This window comes from Stenotrophomonas sp. G106K1 (assembly GCF_037969685.1).
Taxonomy (GTDB): domain Bacteria; phylum Pseudomonadota; class Gammaproteobacteria; order Xanthomonadales; family Xanthomonadaceae; genus Stenotrophomonas; species Stenotrophomonas lactitubi.
The window spans coordinates 91,401-106,438 of sequence record NZ_JBBPFR010000012.1 but is presented as its reverse complement, the minus strand read 5'-3'; the positions used below and the strand labels follow the sequence as shown (position 1 = coordinate 106,438).

Sequence of the window (15,038 nt, the reverse complement as noted above, 5' to 3'; positions counted from 1 at the left end):
TGTAGAGCCGAGCATCGGCTCGGCTCTACAGAACGCATCCAGGGCGCGGATCAGCCCTCGCGGGCAACCTGGAAGCCGGCGAACGACTGGCTGACCGGCATCAGTTCCAGGCGATTGATGTTCAGGTGCGGCGGCAGGCTCGCTACCCAGAAGATCTGCTCGGCGATGTCCTCGGCGGTCATCGGATTGGCGCCGGTGTACAGCTTGTCCGAGGCGACCTGGTCGCCATGGGTGCGGACCACGGTGAACTCGGTTTCGGCCATGCCCGGCTCGATGGTGGTCACCCTTACGCCGGTACCGTGCAGGTCCGAACGCAGGCCCAGCGAGAACTGGCTGACGAAGGCCTTGGTGCCGCCATAGGCGTTGCCGCCCGGATACGGATAGACACCGGCCACCGACGAAATGTTGATGATGGCGCCCTTGCGCTCCACCAGCTGCGGCAACAGGCGATGGGTCAGGGTGACCAGCGCGGTGATGTTGGTGTCGATCATCGTCGTCCAGTCCTTCAGGCTGGCACTCTGCGCCGGCGCGGTGCCCTGGGCCAGACCGGCATTGTTGACCAGCAGGTCGATGTCGCCGAAGGCCGGCGGCAGGGCCAGCAGCGCCGCTTCCATTGCGACCGGATCACGCACGTCGAACACGGCCGCGTGCACCACCTCCTTCCCGTAGCGCTCGACCAGCGGCTGCAGGCGTTCGCTGCGACGGCCGGTGGCGATCACTTTCCAGCCCGCCTGGGCGAAGCGGTGGACGGCAGCGGCGCCGAAGCCGGACGTGGCGCCGGTAATCAGGACGGTTCGGGTCATCAGACAACTCCGTGGGAAACCAGACCGCCATTCTGGCACCGTCGGTCCACGGCTGCGTTGCCTGATCGGCCTGCTGCGGTGCGCGCGGTCAGCGCAGGCGGAACACGCGAGCCTTCGGCAGATCTTCGTCGACCTGCAGGAACCAGCGCCCGGCGATACCCGGAATCACCTCGATCTGCGGCGCCTGCAGGGTCTTGCGCAGCTTCATCTGGCCCTTCATCACCTGCCATTGCTGGCCGTTGTCGAGGGTGAACACGGTGCCCGGCTCCCAGCCCGCAACGTCGCCGACCACGCGGGCGCTGACCGGACCCTCTTCCAGGCCCAGGTGCATCGCCGCCGGGGCGGGAACGTTGGCCGGCAACGGTGCGCCGGTGCTGGCGGCAACCGGTGCGCGCGTGGGGACAGGCGCAGATGCCTCGGCCTCACGCAGCACGCGGTTCAGGGTCTGCAGCTGCGTCGCGTCCAGGCCGACTTCGGCCAACTGGGCCGCGCTCAGGCGCTGCTCCACGGGTACGTAGCGGTCCTGGGCGGTGGCGGCGAAGCTGCTGGCGACCAGCAGGGCGGAAAGGAGGTACCGGCGCATCGAAGGGAATCCCTGCAGAACAGCGCTCACGATGCTGCAATCCGGTGACAGTCCGGTTACAGCCGCCGGGCCGCTACAATGGGCCATGATCAATAATGATGTGCTACGCAGCGTGCGCTACTCCCTGGACCTCGGCGACCACCACGTGGTGACTCTGTGCCAGATGGCCGATCCGGCGTTCGACGTGGATGTCGAGCAGGCCAAGGCTTGGCTGCTGCGTGAAGACGAGCCGGGTTTCCAGCCGATGAGCGACAGTGCGCTGGCGCACTTCCTCGATGGCCTGATCCTGCACCTGCGCGGTCAGGATGAGGGCCAGGCGCCGCGCCCGGTGGAAACCCGCATCGACAACAATCTCGTGCTGAAGAAGCTGCGCGTGGCCTTCCAGCTGCGCGACGTCGACATGATGGAGATCTTCACCAGCATCGGCTTCAATGTCTCCAAATCCGAACTCGGCGCGCTGTTCCGCCAGCCCGGCCACAAGAACTATCGGCGCTGTCTGGACCAGATGCTGCGCAACTTCCTCAAGGGCTTGAGCCTGCGCCTGCGCGGCTGAGCACGGCATCGACGAAGGCGCGTGCGGCTGGCGTCGGCAGGCGCTGCCAGACCAGATGCACGCGCCGGGTCGGGGTCGGTTGCAGAGGCACCTGCACCACCCCTTTGAAACCGTCGGCGATCAGCACCGGCACGATGCCCACCGCCAGGCCGTGGCGGACGAAGCGCTCGACCAGCTCCATCAGGTTGACCTCGAAACGCACCTGATGCGGCAGGCCCGCTGCGGCGAACGCATCATCGGTCTGCCGGCGCGCGCCGGTACCCCGCGGGAAATCGACCAGGGCCTCATCCTGCAACGCCGCCAACGGCAACCGGCGGCGCGTGGCCAGCCGATGCTGCGGTGACAGCACGGCCACCAGATCCTCCTCCTGCAGCATCTGGTGGCAGACGCCTTCAAGATCGGCCGACGGTGCCAGCCCCACCAGTGCCACATCCAGTGCACGCGACTGCACCTGCTCCAGCAGGGTCTCGCTCTTGTCCACCCGCAACTGGAACTCGACCTGCGGATGCTGCTGCTGGAAGGCCGCCAGCATGGCGACCACGTCGATGCCGGTCAGCGACGATATCTGCCCGATGGCCAGCAGCCCGCGCACCTCACCATTGACGGCGGCGACGTCGGCACGCAGGTGGCGCAGGCTGGCCAGTACCTGCCGCGCGTGCACCAGCAACGCATCGCCCGCGGCCGTAGCACGCACCTGGCGCGGCAGCCGCTCGAACAACACCGTGCCCAGTTCCTGCTCCAGATGGGCGATCTGATGGCTCAGGGCAGACTGCACCACGTGGCAGCGCGCGGCCGCACGGGTGAAGTTGCCCTCTTCCGCCAGGGCAACGGCGAACTCGAGCTGCTTGAGGTTCACGCCGGTATCTCAATTCCAGATGACAGGGATGATGATGATTCATTTCCATCATGCACACAGCAGGCAGACACTGTGCTGCCCTGTTTCACGGAACATCGCGTGTCCCCTTCCCTTCCTCCCCTGCAGCGCTGGCAGATCCTGCTGATGGCGGTCGCCACCGGCGTCGCGGTAGCCAGCAACTACTACGCGCAGCCGTTGCTGCATACCATCGCCGATGCCTTCGGCGTGCCTTTCGGCCAGGTGGGCATGGTGGTGACCGCTGCGCAGTTGAGCTACGCCGCCGGGCTGATCCTGCTGGTGCCGTTGGGTGATCTGTTCGAGCGCCGCCGGCTGATCGTGGTGATGACGTTGTTGTCGGCCAGCGGACTGGTGATCAGCGCGTGCGCGCCGTCGTTGCCATGGCTGCTGGCCGGAACCGCGATCACCGGGCTGTTCTCGGTGGTGGCGCAGGTACTGGTGCCGTTCGCCGCTACCCTGGCCGCGCCGGAGCATCGCGGCCGCGTGGTCGGCACCCTGATGAGCGGACTGCTGCTGGGCATCCTGCTGGCACGCACCGTGGCCGGGCTGCTGTCGAGCCTGGGCGACTGGCGCCTGGTCTATGCGATCGCCGCAGGTACGCTGGTGCTGACCGCACTGGCCCTGCAGCGCGGCCTGCCGCGTTTCCACCACAGCGCCGGGCTGGGCTATTTCGCGTTGCTGCGCTCGATCGGCACGCTGTTCCTGCAGGAACCGGTGCTGCGCCAGCGCACGCTGCTCGGCGCATGCAGCTTTGCGATGTTCGCGATCTTCTGGACGCCGTTGGCCTTCCTGCTGGCACAGCCGCCGTATGCCTACAGCGACGCCACCATCGGCCTGTTCGGCCTGGTCGGTGCCGCCGGTACGCTGGCTGCCGGTCTGGCCGGGCGCATGTCCGACCGTGGCCAGAGCGGCCGTGCCACGGCCATTGCACTGGCGCTGTTGCTGCTGTCCTGGCTGCCGCTGGGGCTGTCGGCGCACTCGCTGATGGCGCTGCTGGTCGGCGTGGTGGTGCTGGACCTGGCCGCGCAGCTGCTGCATGTCAGCAACCAGAACCTGATCTACGCGCTGCAGCCGGAGGCCCGCAACCGCCTCAATGCCGGTTACATGACCGGCTACTTCATCGGCGGCTCGCTGGGTTCGCTGCTGTCGGCGCAGGTCTACCAGCGCTTCGGCTGGACCGGTGTGTGCGTGGCCGGTACCGCGGTGGCGGTACTGGCCCTGCTGGTGTGGCTGCCCTCTGCCTGGCGCACCCGCCAGGCAGCATCGGCCGACTAGAAGCTGCCCTGCAGCGCCAGCTCCCAGCGTCCACCGGCATTGCCCGGGAACAGCCGCTTGGCGGCGCTGTCGGCGTCATGCACGGTGGCGCGCAGCTCCCAGGCCGGCGTCAACGTGGCGATGGCACTGAGCTGGCCATGCAGGTAGTCCGGCCCCTGCGCGGTGGCCAGCCAGTACTGCCCCACCGCTGCTTCCAGGCGCAGGCGCTCGTTCAACGGCAACCGCACGCCAAGCTGCGCGTAGGTGCCGCGACCGCCGCCGGCCAGGGCATCGTTGGAGTGCGCGACCTGCAGCCAGGCGCGTTGCTTCCAGGTGGTGGTGACATTGAGTTCGGTCCAGTCCAGTGCGCGGCCGGTGCCCGGATAGGCATACCGGGTGAGGTTCGCATCCAGGCTCCAGTCCGGCGACAGTGCGCCCGACCAGCCGGCGACCAGATCGAACTCGCTGCGTGCACCATTGTCCGGCGTGAACGAGACATTCGAGCCCCACGCGCTGGCATACCAGCCCGAACCCACCGTCACCTTTGCCCCCACCTGCGCGGCCGGATCGCCGTCGCTCTGCGAGCTGCCGCGCCAGACATAGTCGCTGGTCAATGCCGCCGTGCCACTCACCTGCACCTGCGCCTGCACGCTGCCGGCGCACAGCAGCCCCGCCAGTGCGGCCGCGCTGGCCACGATCATCCCCTTGCTCTTCACTGCACTCACTTCCTCGTCGAAGGCGGTCTGTCCGCCCGGGACGGCAGTGTCGATGGCAGGGCCGTAACGGTTCGATGGCGATGCCGCCGCGCCAGCGCAAATTCAGCGTAAATCCGCGCCGCAGCGAGCGCGGTATCATGCAGGCCTATTTCCAGGAACCAACCACGTGGACGCCATCCTGACCCCGGTATCGATCGGCGAGCTGATCGACAAGATCACCATTCTCGAGATCAAGGCCGAGCGCATCGACGATGCGACCAAGCTGGCCAACGTGCGCACCGAACTTGACGGCCTGCTGCCGCTGCTGCAGCAGCAGCTTGACGCGCAGCCGGCACTGGCCGCGCTGAAGACGCAGCTGAAGGCCATCAACGAGCGCATGTGGGAGATCCAGGACCAGCTGCGCGACAAAGAAGCGGCGCAGGTGTTCGACGAGGCGTTCATCCAGCTGGCGCGCGGCGTGTACGGCACCAACGGCGAACGCGTGCAGGTGAAGAACGAGATCAACCGTGTCGCCGGTTCGGCGCTGGTCGAGGAAAAGCAGTACCAGGGCGAGTAAGCGCGCCCGTCAGCCACACTCCAGCAGGTGGCGGATGCGGAACAGTTCGACATCGCTGCGGATGCCAAGCTTCTGGTAGGCCGCTTTCTTCTGCGTGCTGATGGTGCTGGCCGAGCGCTGGAAGCGCCGGGCCACTTCGCCGGTGCTGCACCCCTGCAGGAGCAGCCGCAGCACTTCACGCTCACGCCGGCTCAAGGGCTCCAGGGTGGGCGCCGACATGCGCCGCGAGCGTGATCGATTCAGCTGCGTGCGCAGATCCGGGGGCACGAAACGCCCACCGCGGGCAACCACGTCCACCGCGCGCAACAGCATTTCCGGCGTAGTCGCCTTGGACAGGAAGCCGCGTGCACCGGCCTGCATCGTCGTAGCCACGGTGCTGGCATTGCAGTGCGCGGACAGCACCAGTATCGGCACGCTGGGCCAGCGCCGGGACAACCCGCGCAGCAACTGCAGGCCATCGCCAAGATCGCCCAGCGGCAGCGCATCGATCACCAGCAGGTCAACGCAACCCGGTTCGCTTTCCAGCAGTTGCAACAGATCACGTTCGTTGGCGTAGCTGCCGTGCACGTGCACACCGCTCTGCTGGCGCAGCAACACTTCCACCCCCAGCCGCAGCACCGGATGCGGATCCAGCAGTGCCAGACGGCGCGGCCGATCGGGGAGCAGCGGTGGGAGTACGGGCGGCATCGCGGTGTATCCGGCAGCACGGGATATCCACCGTAGGCCGCCACCGGCGGTGGCGGAATCCAATTCATTGCAATGCAACATGACGCCCGCATCGCAGTCAGACTCTGTTCTGATTCCCCACAACGCAACAGGCCCGGCAATGCCGGGCCTGTTGCAGCACGAACAGCGCGCGGGCGCGCCGTAGATGCAATTACCAGCTGAAGCGCGGGCCGACGGTGTATTCCTTGTCGCCGTGGCGGTTCATCTTCAACTCGCCGTTCAGGCCCCAGTTCTGGTTCAGCTTGACCTGGCCACCCAGACGGCCATACCACTGGCTGTCGATGTCGACGCCGTGCTTCTTCGAATAATCTTCGTAACCGACCAGGCCGTAGACCTCAGCGTGGGCGCCGAACGCGGTACGGATACCGGCTTCAGCGCTGTAGCCGTTGAAATCCAGGCCGTGCTTGCGGTCGAACTTCTGGTAGGCGACGCGGGCAACGAAGTCGGTCGACGGAGCGATTTCAACGTTGTAGCCGGCACCGACCTTCCACTGGTCAACCTTGATGTTGGTGTGGTCGACTTCCTGACGGCTGTATTCGCCGAAAGCGTGGAAGTTCGGCAGGAAGCCGTAGGAACCCTTCACGCCCCAGCCATCAGCCTTGATGCCGTCAACGTCAGTCTTGGCGTAATCAGCCTCGGCGTAGTTGTAGGACAGGTTCTCGGCGGCCGAAGCGGTGAACGGCAGGGCAGCGGCCAGAGCCAGAGCAATCAGCGAATTCTTCATGGGGGTACACCTTTACTTTCTTATGGTGTGCAGCAGCGCCAGGGCGCCATCGCATCGGGAATGTAAATTCTCCGTTATTCGCCACAACGCTCCCTGAAAACAGCGGTCTTTGCATTGCTGAATTTTTTGCATTGATTCAGCAAGGCTCAGGCATACGCGCGCGGTACGCGCACGCGCTTCGATTCAACGGTGCGTCAACGGTGCGGCAATCGATGTCGATTTCCCGCGCCCTGAAGCGTCGACTCAATGAAGGCCGTGCACCTGGCATGGTCCATTCCGGAGGCAAGCGATGAGCTACATCGATGGTTTCGTACTGGCGGTGCCGACCGCCAACAAGGAGAAATTCCTCGCCCACGCCCGCAGCGCCGATGTGGTGTTCCTGGAATACGGAGCGCTGCGGGTAGTCGAAGGCTGGGGCGATGACGTGCCACATGGCAAGACCACCGACTTCTTTGGCGCGGTGAAAGCCACGACGGAGGAAACGGTGGTGTTTTCCTGGATCGAGTGGCCGGACAAGGCCACCCGCGATGCAGGCATGCAGAAAATGATGGAGGACCCGCGGTTGGACCCGACGAAGAATCCCATGCCGTTCGACGGTGCGCGGATGATCTACGGCGGATTCGAGCCGATCTTCGAACTCAAGCGCTGACCCCGGCGGGCGTCCTCAGCGGGCGCCCGCTTCTTCCTCACCGGCCGCATGGCTGGCCCCCAGCGCAGCACCCGCGCCAACACCAAGCCCGCCCATTCCGGCGCCCATGCCACCGCCACCGCCACCGGTGCGACCGCCCTTGGCTTCGCCCTCGTTGCGGCCCTTGCCACTTCCGCCACCGCTGCCTGCAGGGCGGGTAGGCCCTTGGCGCGGGATCTCCAGGTCGGCCGGCACCGGCGCAAGGTCCAGCGCCTCGCGAACGAAGTCGCGCAGCGAGATCACAAGTTCGTGTGTGTGCACCGGGCGCCCCTGCGCCAGTTCACTGGCAGCGCGGGCAGCCAGTCGTACCTGCTCGTCGGTGCCCAGCAGCAGGATGTCCGACAACGCCGCTTCGACCGCATCGCGGATGCGCCTGGTCCGATCCGAGCCCGGCTCGGCGATGCCTTCTTCGTGGGCGCGCTGGCGCAGATCGCGCAGATGGGCCGGGTCGACTCCCAGCTCACCGGTGAAGGAACCACCCAGCGTCTTGTAGGCCGCCATCAGAGTACGCAGCCGCTCGTTGATCTGGCGGTTCTCGCGTTCGCGGCGCTGCTGCAGGGTCTGCATCACCAGCAGGCGGATACCCACGCCGAGCAGGGTGATCAGGACCAACCCGGCCAGGGTGGACAGCACGCCCTGCCAGGAACTGAAATCGATACCGCCCATGGCCAGGACTCCTGCGGAAGACCTTCATCTTGCCCCAGCCTGCTGCCGCAGATCCACGTCAGGCGCGGATGAGCGCCCCCGAAAACACAGAAGGCCCTCCCGCCCGGGGAGCGGAAGGGCCTTCGAACCACGCGCGATTACTTGCGCTTGGCAGCCTTGCGCACGGCCTTCTTGGCCGGAGCCTTCTTGGCGACGGCCTTCTTCAGCGGTGCAGCCTTCTTGGCGACGGTCTTGCGGGTAGCGGCGACTTTCCTGCCGACAACCTTCTTGGCGACGGCGGTCTTCTTGCCGACAACCTTCTTGGCAGCGGCGGTCTTCTTGCCGACAACCTTCTTGGCAGCGACGGTCTTCTTGCCGACGACCTTCTTGGCAGCAGCGGTCTTCTTGCCGACGACCTTCTTGGCGGCTACGGTCTTCTTGCCGGCGACCTTCTTGGCAGCGACAGTCTTCTTGGCTACAGCCTTCTTGGCGGTCGCGACCTTCTTGCCGACAACCTTCTTGGCGGCTACGGTCTTCTTGGCTACAGCCTTCTTGGCGGTCGCGACCTTCTTGCCGACAACCTTCTTGGCAGCAGCGGTCTTCTTGGCAACAGCCTTCTTGGCGGTCGCGACCTTCTTGGTGGCGGCCTTCTTCACGGTGGCGACCTTCTTGCCTGCAGCCTTGGTGGTCTTCTTGGCAGCAGCAGCCTTCTTGGTCACGGTCTTGCCGGCAGCCGCCTTCTTCTTGGCCACTTCCTTCTTCAGGGCAGCCGCTTCGGCCTTGGCGTTCTTCTTGGCCGCTTCCAGCTTCTTCTTGGCGTTGGCAACGGTCTTGCCGACCGACTTGGCGGCCTTCTCGGCCTTCTTGGCAACGGTCTTCTCGACCTTGGCCACGACCTTCTTGGCCTTGGCGACGCGGGTGGTGGCAGCCTTGCGGGCGCGCTTGACGGTCTTCTTGACCGACTTCACTGCGTCTTCGGCGGCGTGGGCGATGGTCTCGCCGACGTTGGTGGCGGTTTCTTTCACGTTCTCGACGGCGTCGGTCACGACCGACACACCATTACCGTTGCTCATGTTGCCCTCCTAGGGGCCTGGATTGTCAAAACGGGGCGATGCTATACCGACAATGGCTATCGTGGAACGGGCACGGCCGGTCAATCGCATCCGGTGCGACGCAACTGATGTAAGCGATAGCGGCGGCTGACGCGCCGCGCAGTCAGGAAATCCCTTTTTTTAAGCAGTGTGCTGCGCGCCTGCCTGTTGCCGGCACGCCGATGCAGGCACTGGCAGCGGCAACACGTCCGCGCAGCAATGAGCGTCATTGCAAGGTCAGGATGCGCGGAACTGCGCAAGTGTCGCGGTGTGTCACGGCGCTGTCGGCCTGCCTTGCGGCGCTCGCGCGCGGCTGTCGCGAACAGCGATACGGCGCGCCCGGAACCTCTCCGGCACCCTCGGCACGAGGTCGGATTTTCATGGGGCATTTATCCAGATCGCGACACACTCATTCAGCTTGTTCTACCGTATGCGTCAACGGCCCCCATCCCAGCCTGCGAACCGACTCCCATGCGACCGCTTCCCACCCTGCTTACGCTCGCAATCGCCGCTGCCTTCGGCGGCTTCGTTGCCACTGGCCTCAACGCGCACCTGGACAACCGAGCCGACGCCGCCCCGCTGCCGGCGGTACTGCCCACCACCGCAGCGCTGCCGGCATCGGTCGCCGGGCAGGCGGTGCCATCGCTTGCACCGATGCTGGAGAAAGCCATGCCGGCGGTGGTCAGCGTCAATACCAAGCAGGTGGTGCGGGTACGCAACCCGTTCTTCAACGACCCGTTCTTCCGCCGCCTGTTCCCGGACATTCCACAGGAGCGGATCAACGAGTCACTCGGTTCGGGCGTCATCATCGATGCGACCGAAGGCCTGGTGCTGACCAACCACCACGTCATCGACAATGCCGATGACGTGCAGGTGACACTGGCCGATGGGCGCACGGTCAAGGCCGAGTTCCTCGGCTCGGACCGCGACACCGACATCGCGCTGATCCGCATTCCGGCGCAGAACCTGACCGACATCAAGCTGGGCAACAGCGACCAGCTGCGGGTCGGCGACTTCGTGGTCGCCATCGGCAATCCGTTCGGTTTCAGCCAGACGGTCACCTCGGGCATCGTCTCGGCGGTAGGCCGCAGCGGCATCCGCGGGCTGGGCTACCAGAACTTCATCCAGACCGATGCGTCGATCAACCCGGGCAATTCCGGTGGCGCACTGGTCAACCTGCAGGGCCAGCTGGTGGGCATCAACACCGCCAGCTTCAACCCGCAGGGCAGCATGGCCGGCAACATCGGCCTGGGCCTGGCGATTCCATCGAACCTGGCCCGCAGCGTGGTCGACCAGCTGGTCAAGCATGGCGTGGTGGTGCGCGGCACGCTGGGCATCGAAAGCCAGAACCTGAGCGCGCAGATCGCACAGGGCCTGGGCCTGGGCGAAACCCGTGGCGCACTGGTGACCCGCGTGCTGGCCGGTTCGGCCGGTGCCGCCGCAGGGCTGAAGCCGGGCGACGTGGTGGTCTCAGCCAACGGCCAGCGTGTGGACAGTGCCGAAGCACTGCACAACGTGGAAGGCCTGGCGGCGGTGGGCAGCGTGCTGACCCTGGACGTCCGCCGCGAAGGCAAGCCGCTGCAGATCAAGGCCACGCTGAAGGAGCAGGCGCGCGTCGTCAGCGGTGAGAGCCTGGACCCGCGCCTGACCGGTGCCAGCTTCGTCGACCTGCCCGAATCGCTGCGCCAGTCCGGCGTGGGCGGCGTGCTGGTCAGCGAGGTCAAGCGCGGCAGCCGCGCGGCGACCAATGGCCTGCAGCAGGGCGACATCATCACCGATGCCACGGTTGGCGAATTCGCCGACCTGGCCAGCTGGCGCGCCAATTTCCAGCAGCGCCCGCCGACCCTGGTGCTGCGCGTCCTGCGCAACAACGGCCAGCAGCAGGGCCAGTTGGTGATGCGGTGATCGCCTGGCCGTAACGCCCCCTATACCCCCGTGATGCTATTGCTGTATGTCCAGGTCGGCTGAGCCGATCGCCCGTTCCCCCATCGCAACAGGAGTGATTCGATGAGCCCCACCAATACCGAGAACCTGAAGGACCACCTGGGTGAAGCCGGTTCCCACCTGAAGCAGGCCGCCAGCGCTGCCGGCGGTGCGATCAAGGGCGCTACCGGCGCCGCGACCGACGAACTGCGCATCGGCAAGGCCAACGTCAAGGCTGAACTGTCCGACAGCGCGCTGTCGGGCCTGGCTGCCGCCGAGTTCGGTGGTGCCGCCGCCAAGGAACAGGTCGACGCCCTGATGGACAAGGGCAAGGACCTGATCGACAGCGCCGCTGAACTGATCCGCGAACGTCCGCTGGCCTCGTTCGGCGTGGCCTTTGCTACCGGCTGGATCATCGCCAAGCTGGCCCGCGGCAGCGACAAGTAAGCTGCGGCGTGAGCGAAGACACCACGCAACGTCCCGATCCGGCGGCCACGCCGCCGTTGGACGAGAGCATCCGCCAGGTCGGCGCTGCCGGCCGGGCGACCGTCGATTCGGCCAAGCACTCGCTGCGTTCGCTGCGCCGGTTGGCGTCGGCGGACTTCGCGCTTGCACGCAGCGCGTTCGGGCGTGCGTTGGCCTGGGCCGGCGTCGCCATCGTGTTCGGCGCCTCGGCGTGGCTGCTGATGGCTGCCACCCTCATCGCCCTGCTGCAGAGCTTCGGCCTGAGCTGGCTGCAGGCGCTGCTGATTACTTCATTGCTGAGCCTGGCCGTCACCGGCTATGCGATCTGGCGGGTTTCGTACTTCTTCCACCACACCGGCATGCACGCCACCCGGCGCCAGTTGTCCCGGTTGGGCCTGTTCGATGAGCCCACCGATGATGATCCCGATGCCGGCGTGCAGATTCCGGAGGGCAAGCCATGAAGTTCGGTGCACTGCAGCGGCGGGTGAAGCGCTGCGAACAGGTGATGGCCGTGCGCATCGGCGAAACCCAGGGCAACTGGGGCGTGCTCAGCCAGGTCTGGCGACAGGGCTGGTCGCCACTGCGCATCGTGGTGGTCGGTCTGGCCGGCGGTTTCATCGCCGGCAAGCTGGAGGTTCCGGGCAAGGTCAACGGTGCGCGTTGGCTGCAGATGGTGGGTTCGGTGTCCAGCCTGTTCGCCAGCGCGCAGGCCGCGTTTGCCACCGTGGTGGCGGCGCAGGCAGCGGAAACCGCAGACGATGCCGCCGACCAGGCAGATGATGCCGCCCAGCAGCAGCCGCCCGCAGCCGCCGCTGCACGACCGGCAGCACAGGCCGCGGCCGATACCGACACCGAGCTGCGTGGGCCGCGGCCGGCCGAAGCGGCCACCGAGATGTCCGAACGTTGATGATCCTTACCCGCCGCGTTGATCGCGGCGGGCCGATAATGGGCTTCTTTTCCCGGTCGGTGCGTCGATGAGCGAGTCCCTGTTGTCCCCGTCGTCGCCTGCGCCGGACGCCCCCGCGCCGCTGCCTCCCGCCTCCCGCCCACGTGGCCCCATGTCGCTGGTGATACTGGCGACCCTGGCCGTGGCGTTCACCCTGTGGGCGGCGCAGGACATCATCCTGCCGGTACTGCTGGCGATGTTCTTCGCCCTGGTCGGCAACCCGATCCTGCGGCTGCTGCAGAAGCTGTGGATTCCGCGCGCGCTCGGCGCCCTTCTGGTGCTGGGCGCCGGCCTTGGCGTGACCGGCGCCTTGGCGGTGCAGCTGATCGGCCCGGCGATGGACTGGGCACAGGAAGCACCGCAGCAGCTGCGCAAGGTCGCTCGCCAGGTGCAGGACCTGACCAAGCCGGTACAGCAGGCGAACCAGGCGGCGGAGAATTTCGCGCGCGTGGCCGGTGGCGACGGCAACCGCAAGGTGCAGGTGATCCGCACCCAGCTGGACGATCCGTACCGCATGCTCACGCGCGCGCCGCGACTGGCCGCCTCGGTGCTGGCCGTGGTGTTGCTGACATTGTTCTTCATGATCTACGGCCAGAGCCTGCAGCGCGCGGCGATCGCCCTGTTCCCGAACCGGCAGCAGCAGCGATTCACCAGCGACATCCTGCGCTCGATCGAGCATGAGGTATCGCGCTACGTATTGACCATCAGCGTGATCAACACCGTGGTCGGTCTGCTGTTGGCCGGCGTACTGATGCTGCTCGGCATCGGCCTGCAGGAAGCCCTGCTGTGGGGCACCGTGGCGGCGCTGCTGAATTTCGCGCCCTATGTCGGCCCGCTGCTCGGCGTGGCATTGATGCTGCTGATGGGCTTCGTCGAGTTCCGCGACCCGCTGCAGGCGCTGCTGCCTGCGGCCGCCTACCTGACCCTGCATACCCTGGAAGGGCAGCTGGTGACGCCGATCGTGCTTGGCCGGCAGATGAAACTGTCGCCGCTGGTGCTGATCCTGGCGTTGATGGTGTTCGGCTGGGCCTGGGGCATGATCGGCCTGCTGCTGGCGGTGCCGCTGCTGGTCTGCATCAAGCTGGTGCTGGCGCGGCTGGAGGGCATGCAGGGCTGGGCGCGCTTGCTGGAGTGAGCCGGCCACGGCGATGATCGCGCCGATGGCAGGGCTGGAAACAAGGGCAGAACTGGCAGAATACCCGCCCTTTTTTCGGGTGGAACCGTTCGGATGACCTCGTTCGCCACACGCTGCCTCGCCCTGGCCTGCCTTGCCAACCCAGCTTTCGCCGCGACGCCGCCGGCAGTCGAGCAGGCGCGTGCCCAGCTGGTCGAAGCGGTCACCTGCCAGCGCCACCTCACCCCCAAGCAGTTCGAAACGATCGCCCAGTTGCTGGCGCCGCCGCTGCGGCGGAAAACGGGGAGTCCAGCGGTGAGTTCCTGTTGACCACGCCGCTGATGGTGCTGGACCAGCCAGTGAACCGCCTGCAGGCATACGACGGCGACAGCGGCGAGGATGGCGTCGACAATTTCACCGCGTACGTCAGCACCGCCAGCGTCGAACAGATCGCGGCACTGGCGAAACTGTCCGACCCGGTGGCAGGCGGCTACACGCGGGAAGTGGGCCGGCACAACCTGTATGTGCAGCGGTTCGACGGCCAGACCACCATCGGCTGCTCCTACGACCTGCGCTGACGCACCCTGCAGCGCCCCTGCCCGTCGCGCGCATGAAAGCGCGCGCGGGCAGGCGTAGAATGGCGGGGTGAAATTCCCTGTCCTTGCCATCACCCTCGACCTCGACGATACGCTGTGGCCGTTCGCTCCGATCGGCGCCCGCATCGACCAGGTCCTGTTCGATTGGATGCGTGCACACAGTCCCGCCACCGCCGCGATGTATCCGGTGGCAGCCATGCGCGAACTGCGCGAGCGCTCGTTCCGCGACAACCCCCACCTGCATTTCGACCTGAGCGCGCTGCGCCGGCTGACGATCCAGGAGGCGCTGGAAAACAGTGGCGCCAGCCTGGAGCTTCTGGAACCGGCATACGAAGTGTTCTATGCCGCGCGCAACCAGGTGGAGTGCTACCCGGATGCACTCGACGCTCTGGCGCGGATCGCCGCGCGGGTGCCGGTGGCCGCGTTGAGCAACGGCAACGCCGACCTGGAACGGATCGGCCTGGCCCATCACTTCAGCTTCCAGCTGGGCGCGCGCGAGCATGGCGCGGCCAAGCCCGAAGCAAGCATTTTCCACGCTGCCTGCGACCGCTTGGGCATCGCCCCGGCGCAGGTGCTGCACGTGGGCGACCACGTCGAGATGGACGTGGCCGGCGCGATGGCTGCCGGCCTGCGCGGCTGCTGGATCAACCGCGAAGCGGCCACCTGGAACCATCCGCAGCTGCAGCCTGACCTGCAGTTCGACACCCTCACCGGCCTGGCCGATTGGCTCGATGCCAACCTCGACGCCGCCGACGCTGACGAATCCCGGAGTACCTGACGC

20 protein-coding genes are annotated in these 15,038 nt (G+C 66.5%); 12 read left to right on the top strand and 8 right to left on the bottom strand.

All coding sequences use genetic code 11. The annotated features are described in order from the left end of the window. Positions 1–50: 50 nt before the first annotated feature. Positions 51–803, bottom strand: coding sequence for an SDR family NAD(P)-dependent oxidoreductase (locus WKB25_RS12495; RefSeq protein ID WP_100554492.1), 753 nt, complete (start codon positions 801–803; stop codon positions 51–53). 88 nt (positions 804–891) lie between these two features. Then, complete coding sequence (locus tag WKB25_RS12490) at positions 892–1,386, bottom strand: hypothetical protein (RefSeq protein WP_340571025.1); 495 nt, start codon at positions 1,384–1,386, stop codon at positions 892–894. A gap of 85 nt (positions 1,387–1,471) precedes the next feature. Between WKB25_RS12490 and WKB25_RS12485 the strand changes: the two genes are divergently transcribed. Next, the gene (locus tag WKB25_RS12485) at positions 1,472–1,939 is read left to right on the top strand and encodes a DUF1456 family protein (RefSeq protein ID WP_340571024.1); all 468 of its coding nucleotides are present in this window, start codon (positions 1,472–1,474) and stop codon (positions 1,937–1,939) included. On the opposite strand, the gene WKB25_RS12480 is transcribed toward WKB25_RS12485, so the two are convergent. After that, positions 1,908–2,795, bottom strand: a complete 888-nt coding sequence (locus WKB25_RS12480) for a LysR family transcriptional regulator (RefSeq protein ID WP_340571023.1) — start codon at positions 2,793–2,795, stop codon at positions 1,908–1,910. The two genes, WKB25_RS12485 and WKB25_RS12480, sit on opposite strands and share 32 nt — an antisense overlap. 99 nt (positions 2,796–2,894) lie before the next feature. On the opposite strand from WKB25_RS12480, the gene WKB25_RS12475 reads away from it, so the two are divergent. Further along, positions 2,895–4,088, top strand: a complete 1,194-nt coding sequence (locus WKB25_RS12475; RefSeq protein ID WP_340571022.1) for an MFS transporter — start codon at positions 2,895–2,897, stop codon at positions 4,086–4,088. On the opposite strand, the gene WKB25_RS12470 is transcribed toward WKB25_RS12475, so the two are convergent. Then, complete coding sequence (locus WKB25_RS12470; RefSeq protein ID WP_340571021.1) at positions 4,085–4,783, bottom strand: TorF family putative porin; 699 nt, start codon at positions 4,781–4,783, stop codon at positions 4,085–4,087. The genes WKB25_RS12475 and WKB25_RS12470 overlap by 4 nt on opposite strands. 166 nt (positions 4,784–4,949) lie before the next feature. Between WKB25_RS12470 and WKB25_RS12465 the strand changes: the two genes are divergently transcribed. Next, complete coding sequence (locus WKB25_RS12465) at positions 4,950–5,339, top strand: DUF6165 family protein (protein WP_025878366.1); 390 nt, start codon at positions 4,950–4,952, stop codon at positions 5,337–5,339. 9 nt (positions 5,340–5,348) lie between these two features. Here WKB25_RS12465 and WKB25_RS12460 read toward each other — a convergent pair whose 3' ends face one another. Beyond that, positions 5,349–6,026: a response regulator transcription factor gene (locus WKB25_RS12460; RefSeq protein WP_340571020.1), complete on the bottom strand. Its 678-nt coding sequence runs from the start codon at positions 6,024–6,026 to the stop codon at positions 5,349–5,351. Positions 6,027–6,216: 190 nt separating this feature from the next. After that, positions 6,217–6,789 (bottom strand): Ax21 family protein, encoded by a 573-nt coding sequence (locus WKB25_RS12455; protein WP_089241369.1) that lies wholly within the window; start codon positions 6,787–6,789, stop codon positions 6,217–6,219. Between the two features lie 289 nt (positions 6,790–7,078). On the opposite strand from WKB25_RS12455, the gene WKB25_RS12450 reads away from it, so the two are divergent. Next, positions 7,079–7,438, top strand: coding sequence for a DUF1428 domain-containing protein (locus WKB25_RS12450; protein ID WP_089241371.1), 360 nt, complete (start codon positions 7,079–7,081; stop codon positions 7,436–7,438). A 15-nt stretch (positions 7,439–7,453) separates the two neighbouring features. Here the strand turns inward: WKB25_RS12450 and WKB25_RS12445 are convergent, their stop codons facing one another. Together WKB25_RS12445 and WKB25_RS12440 are read right to left on the bottom strand one after the other, a co-directional pair. Then, positions 7,454–8,143, bottom strand: coding sequence for a hypothetical protein (locus WKB25_RS12445; RefSeq protein WP_340571019.1), 690 nt, complete (start codon positions 8,141–8,143; stop codon positions 7,454–7,456). 137 nt (positions 8,144–8,280) lie between these two features. Beyond that, on the bottom strand, positions 8,281–9,195 hold the full coding sequence (locus tag WKB25_RS12440) for a histone (protein ID WP_340571018.1): 915 nt from the start codon (positions 9,193–9,195) through the stop codon (positions 8,281–8,283). A 489-nt stretch (positions 9,196–9,684) separates the two neighbouring features. On the opposite strand from WKB25_RS12440, the gene WKB25_RS12435 reads away from it, so the two are divergent. The 8 genes from WKB25_RS12435 to WKB25_RS12400 all read left to right on the top strand — a co-directional run bounded on the left by WKB25_RS12435 (position 9,685) and on the right by WKB25_RS12400 (position 15,035). After that, positions 9,685–11,118 carry a Do family serine endopeptidase gene (locus WKB25_RS12435; protein WP_099819644.1) on the top strand — a complete coding sequence of 478 codons (1,434 nt, stop codon included), beginning with the start codon at positions 9,685–9,687 and terminating at the stop codon, positions 11,116–11,118. A gap of 102 nt (positions 11,119–11,220) precedes the next feature. After that, a complete protein-coding gene (locus WKB25_RS12430) occupies positions 11,221–11,583 on the top strand; it encodes a hypothetical protein (RefSeq protein ID WP_025878359.1) in 363 nt (120 codons plus the stop codon). A gap of 8 nt (positions 11,584–11,591) precedes the next feature. Next, the gene (locus WKB25_RS12425) at positions 11,592–12,062 is read left to right on the top strand and encodes a phage holin family protein (RefSeq protein ID WP_089241379.1); all 471 of its coding nucleotides are present in this window, start codon (positions 11,592–11,594) and stop codon (positions 12,060–12,062) included. Then, entirely contained in the window at positions 12,059–12,508 is a 450-nt protein-coding gene (locus tag WKB25_RS12420; RefSeq protein WP_340571015.1) for a protein sip-5, read from the top strand. The genes WKB25_RS12425 and WKB25_RS12420 overlap by 4 nt, the downstream gene beginning before the upstream one ends. A gap of 67 nt (positions 12,509–12,575) precedes the next feature. After that, complete coding sequence (locus tag WKB25_RS12415; RefSeq protein WP_100461931.1) at positions 12,576–13,682, top strand: AI-2E family transporter; 1,107 nt, start codon at positions 12,576–12,578, stop codon at positions 13,680–13,682. A gap of 93 nt (positions 13,683–13,775) precedes the next feature. Then, positions 13,776–13,991, top strand: coding sequence for a hypothetical protein (locus WKB25_RS12410; RefSeq protein WP_340571012.1), 216 nt, complete (start codon positions 13,776–13,778; stop codon positions 13,989–13,991). Then, complete coding sequence (locus tag WKB25_RS12405; protein ID WP_340571010.1) at positions 13,988–14,239, top strand: hypothetical protein; 252 nt, start codon at positions 13,988–13,990, stop codon at positions 14,237–14,239. The genes WKB25_RS12410 and WKB25_RS12405 overlap by 4 nt, the downstream gene beginning before the upstream one ends. Positions 14,240–14,306: 67 nt before the next feature. Next, the gene (locus WKB25_RS12400) at positions 14,307–15,035 is read left to right on the top strand and encodes an HAD-IA family hydrolase (protein WP_340571008.1); all 729 of its coding nucleotides are present in this window, start codon (positions 14,307–14,309) and stop codon (positions 15,033–15,035) included. Positions 15,036–15,038: the final 3 nt, after the last annotated feature.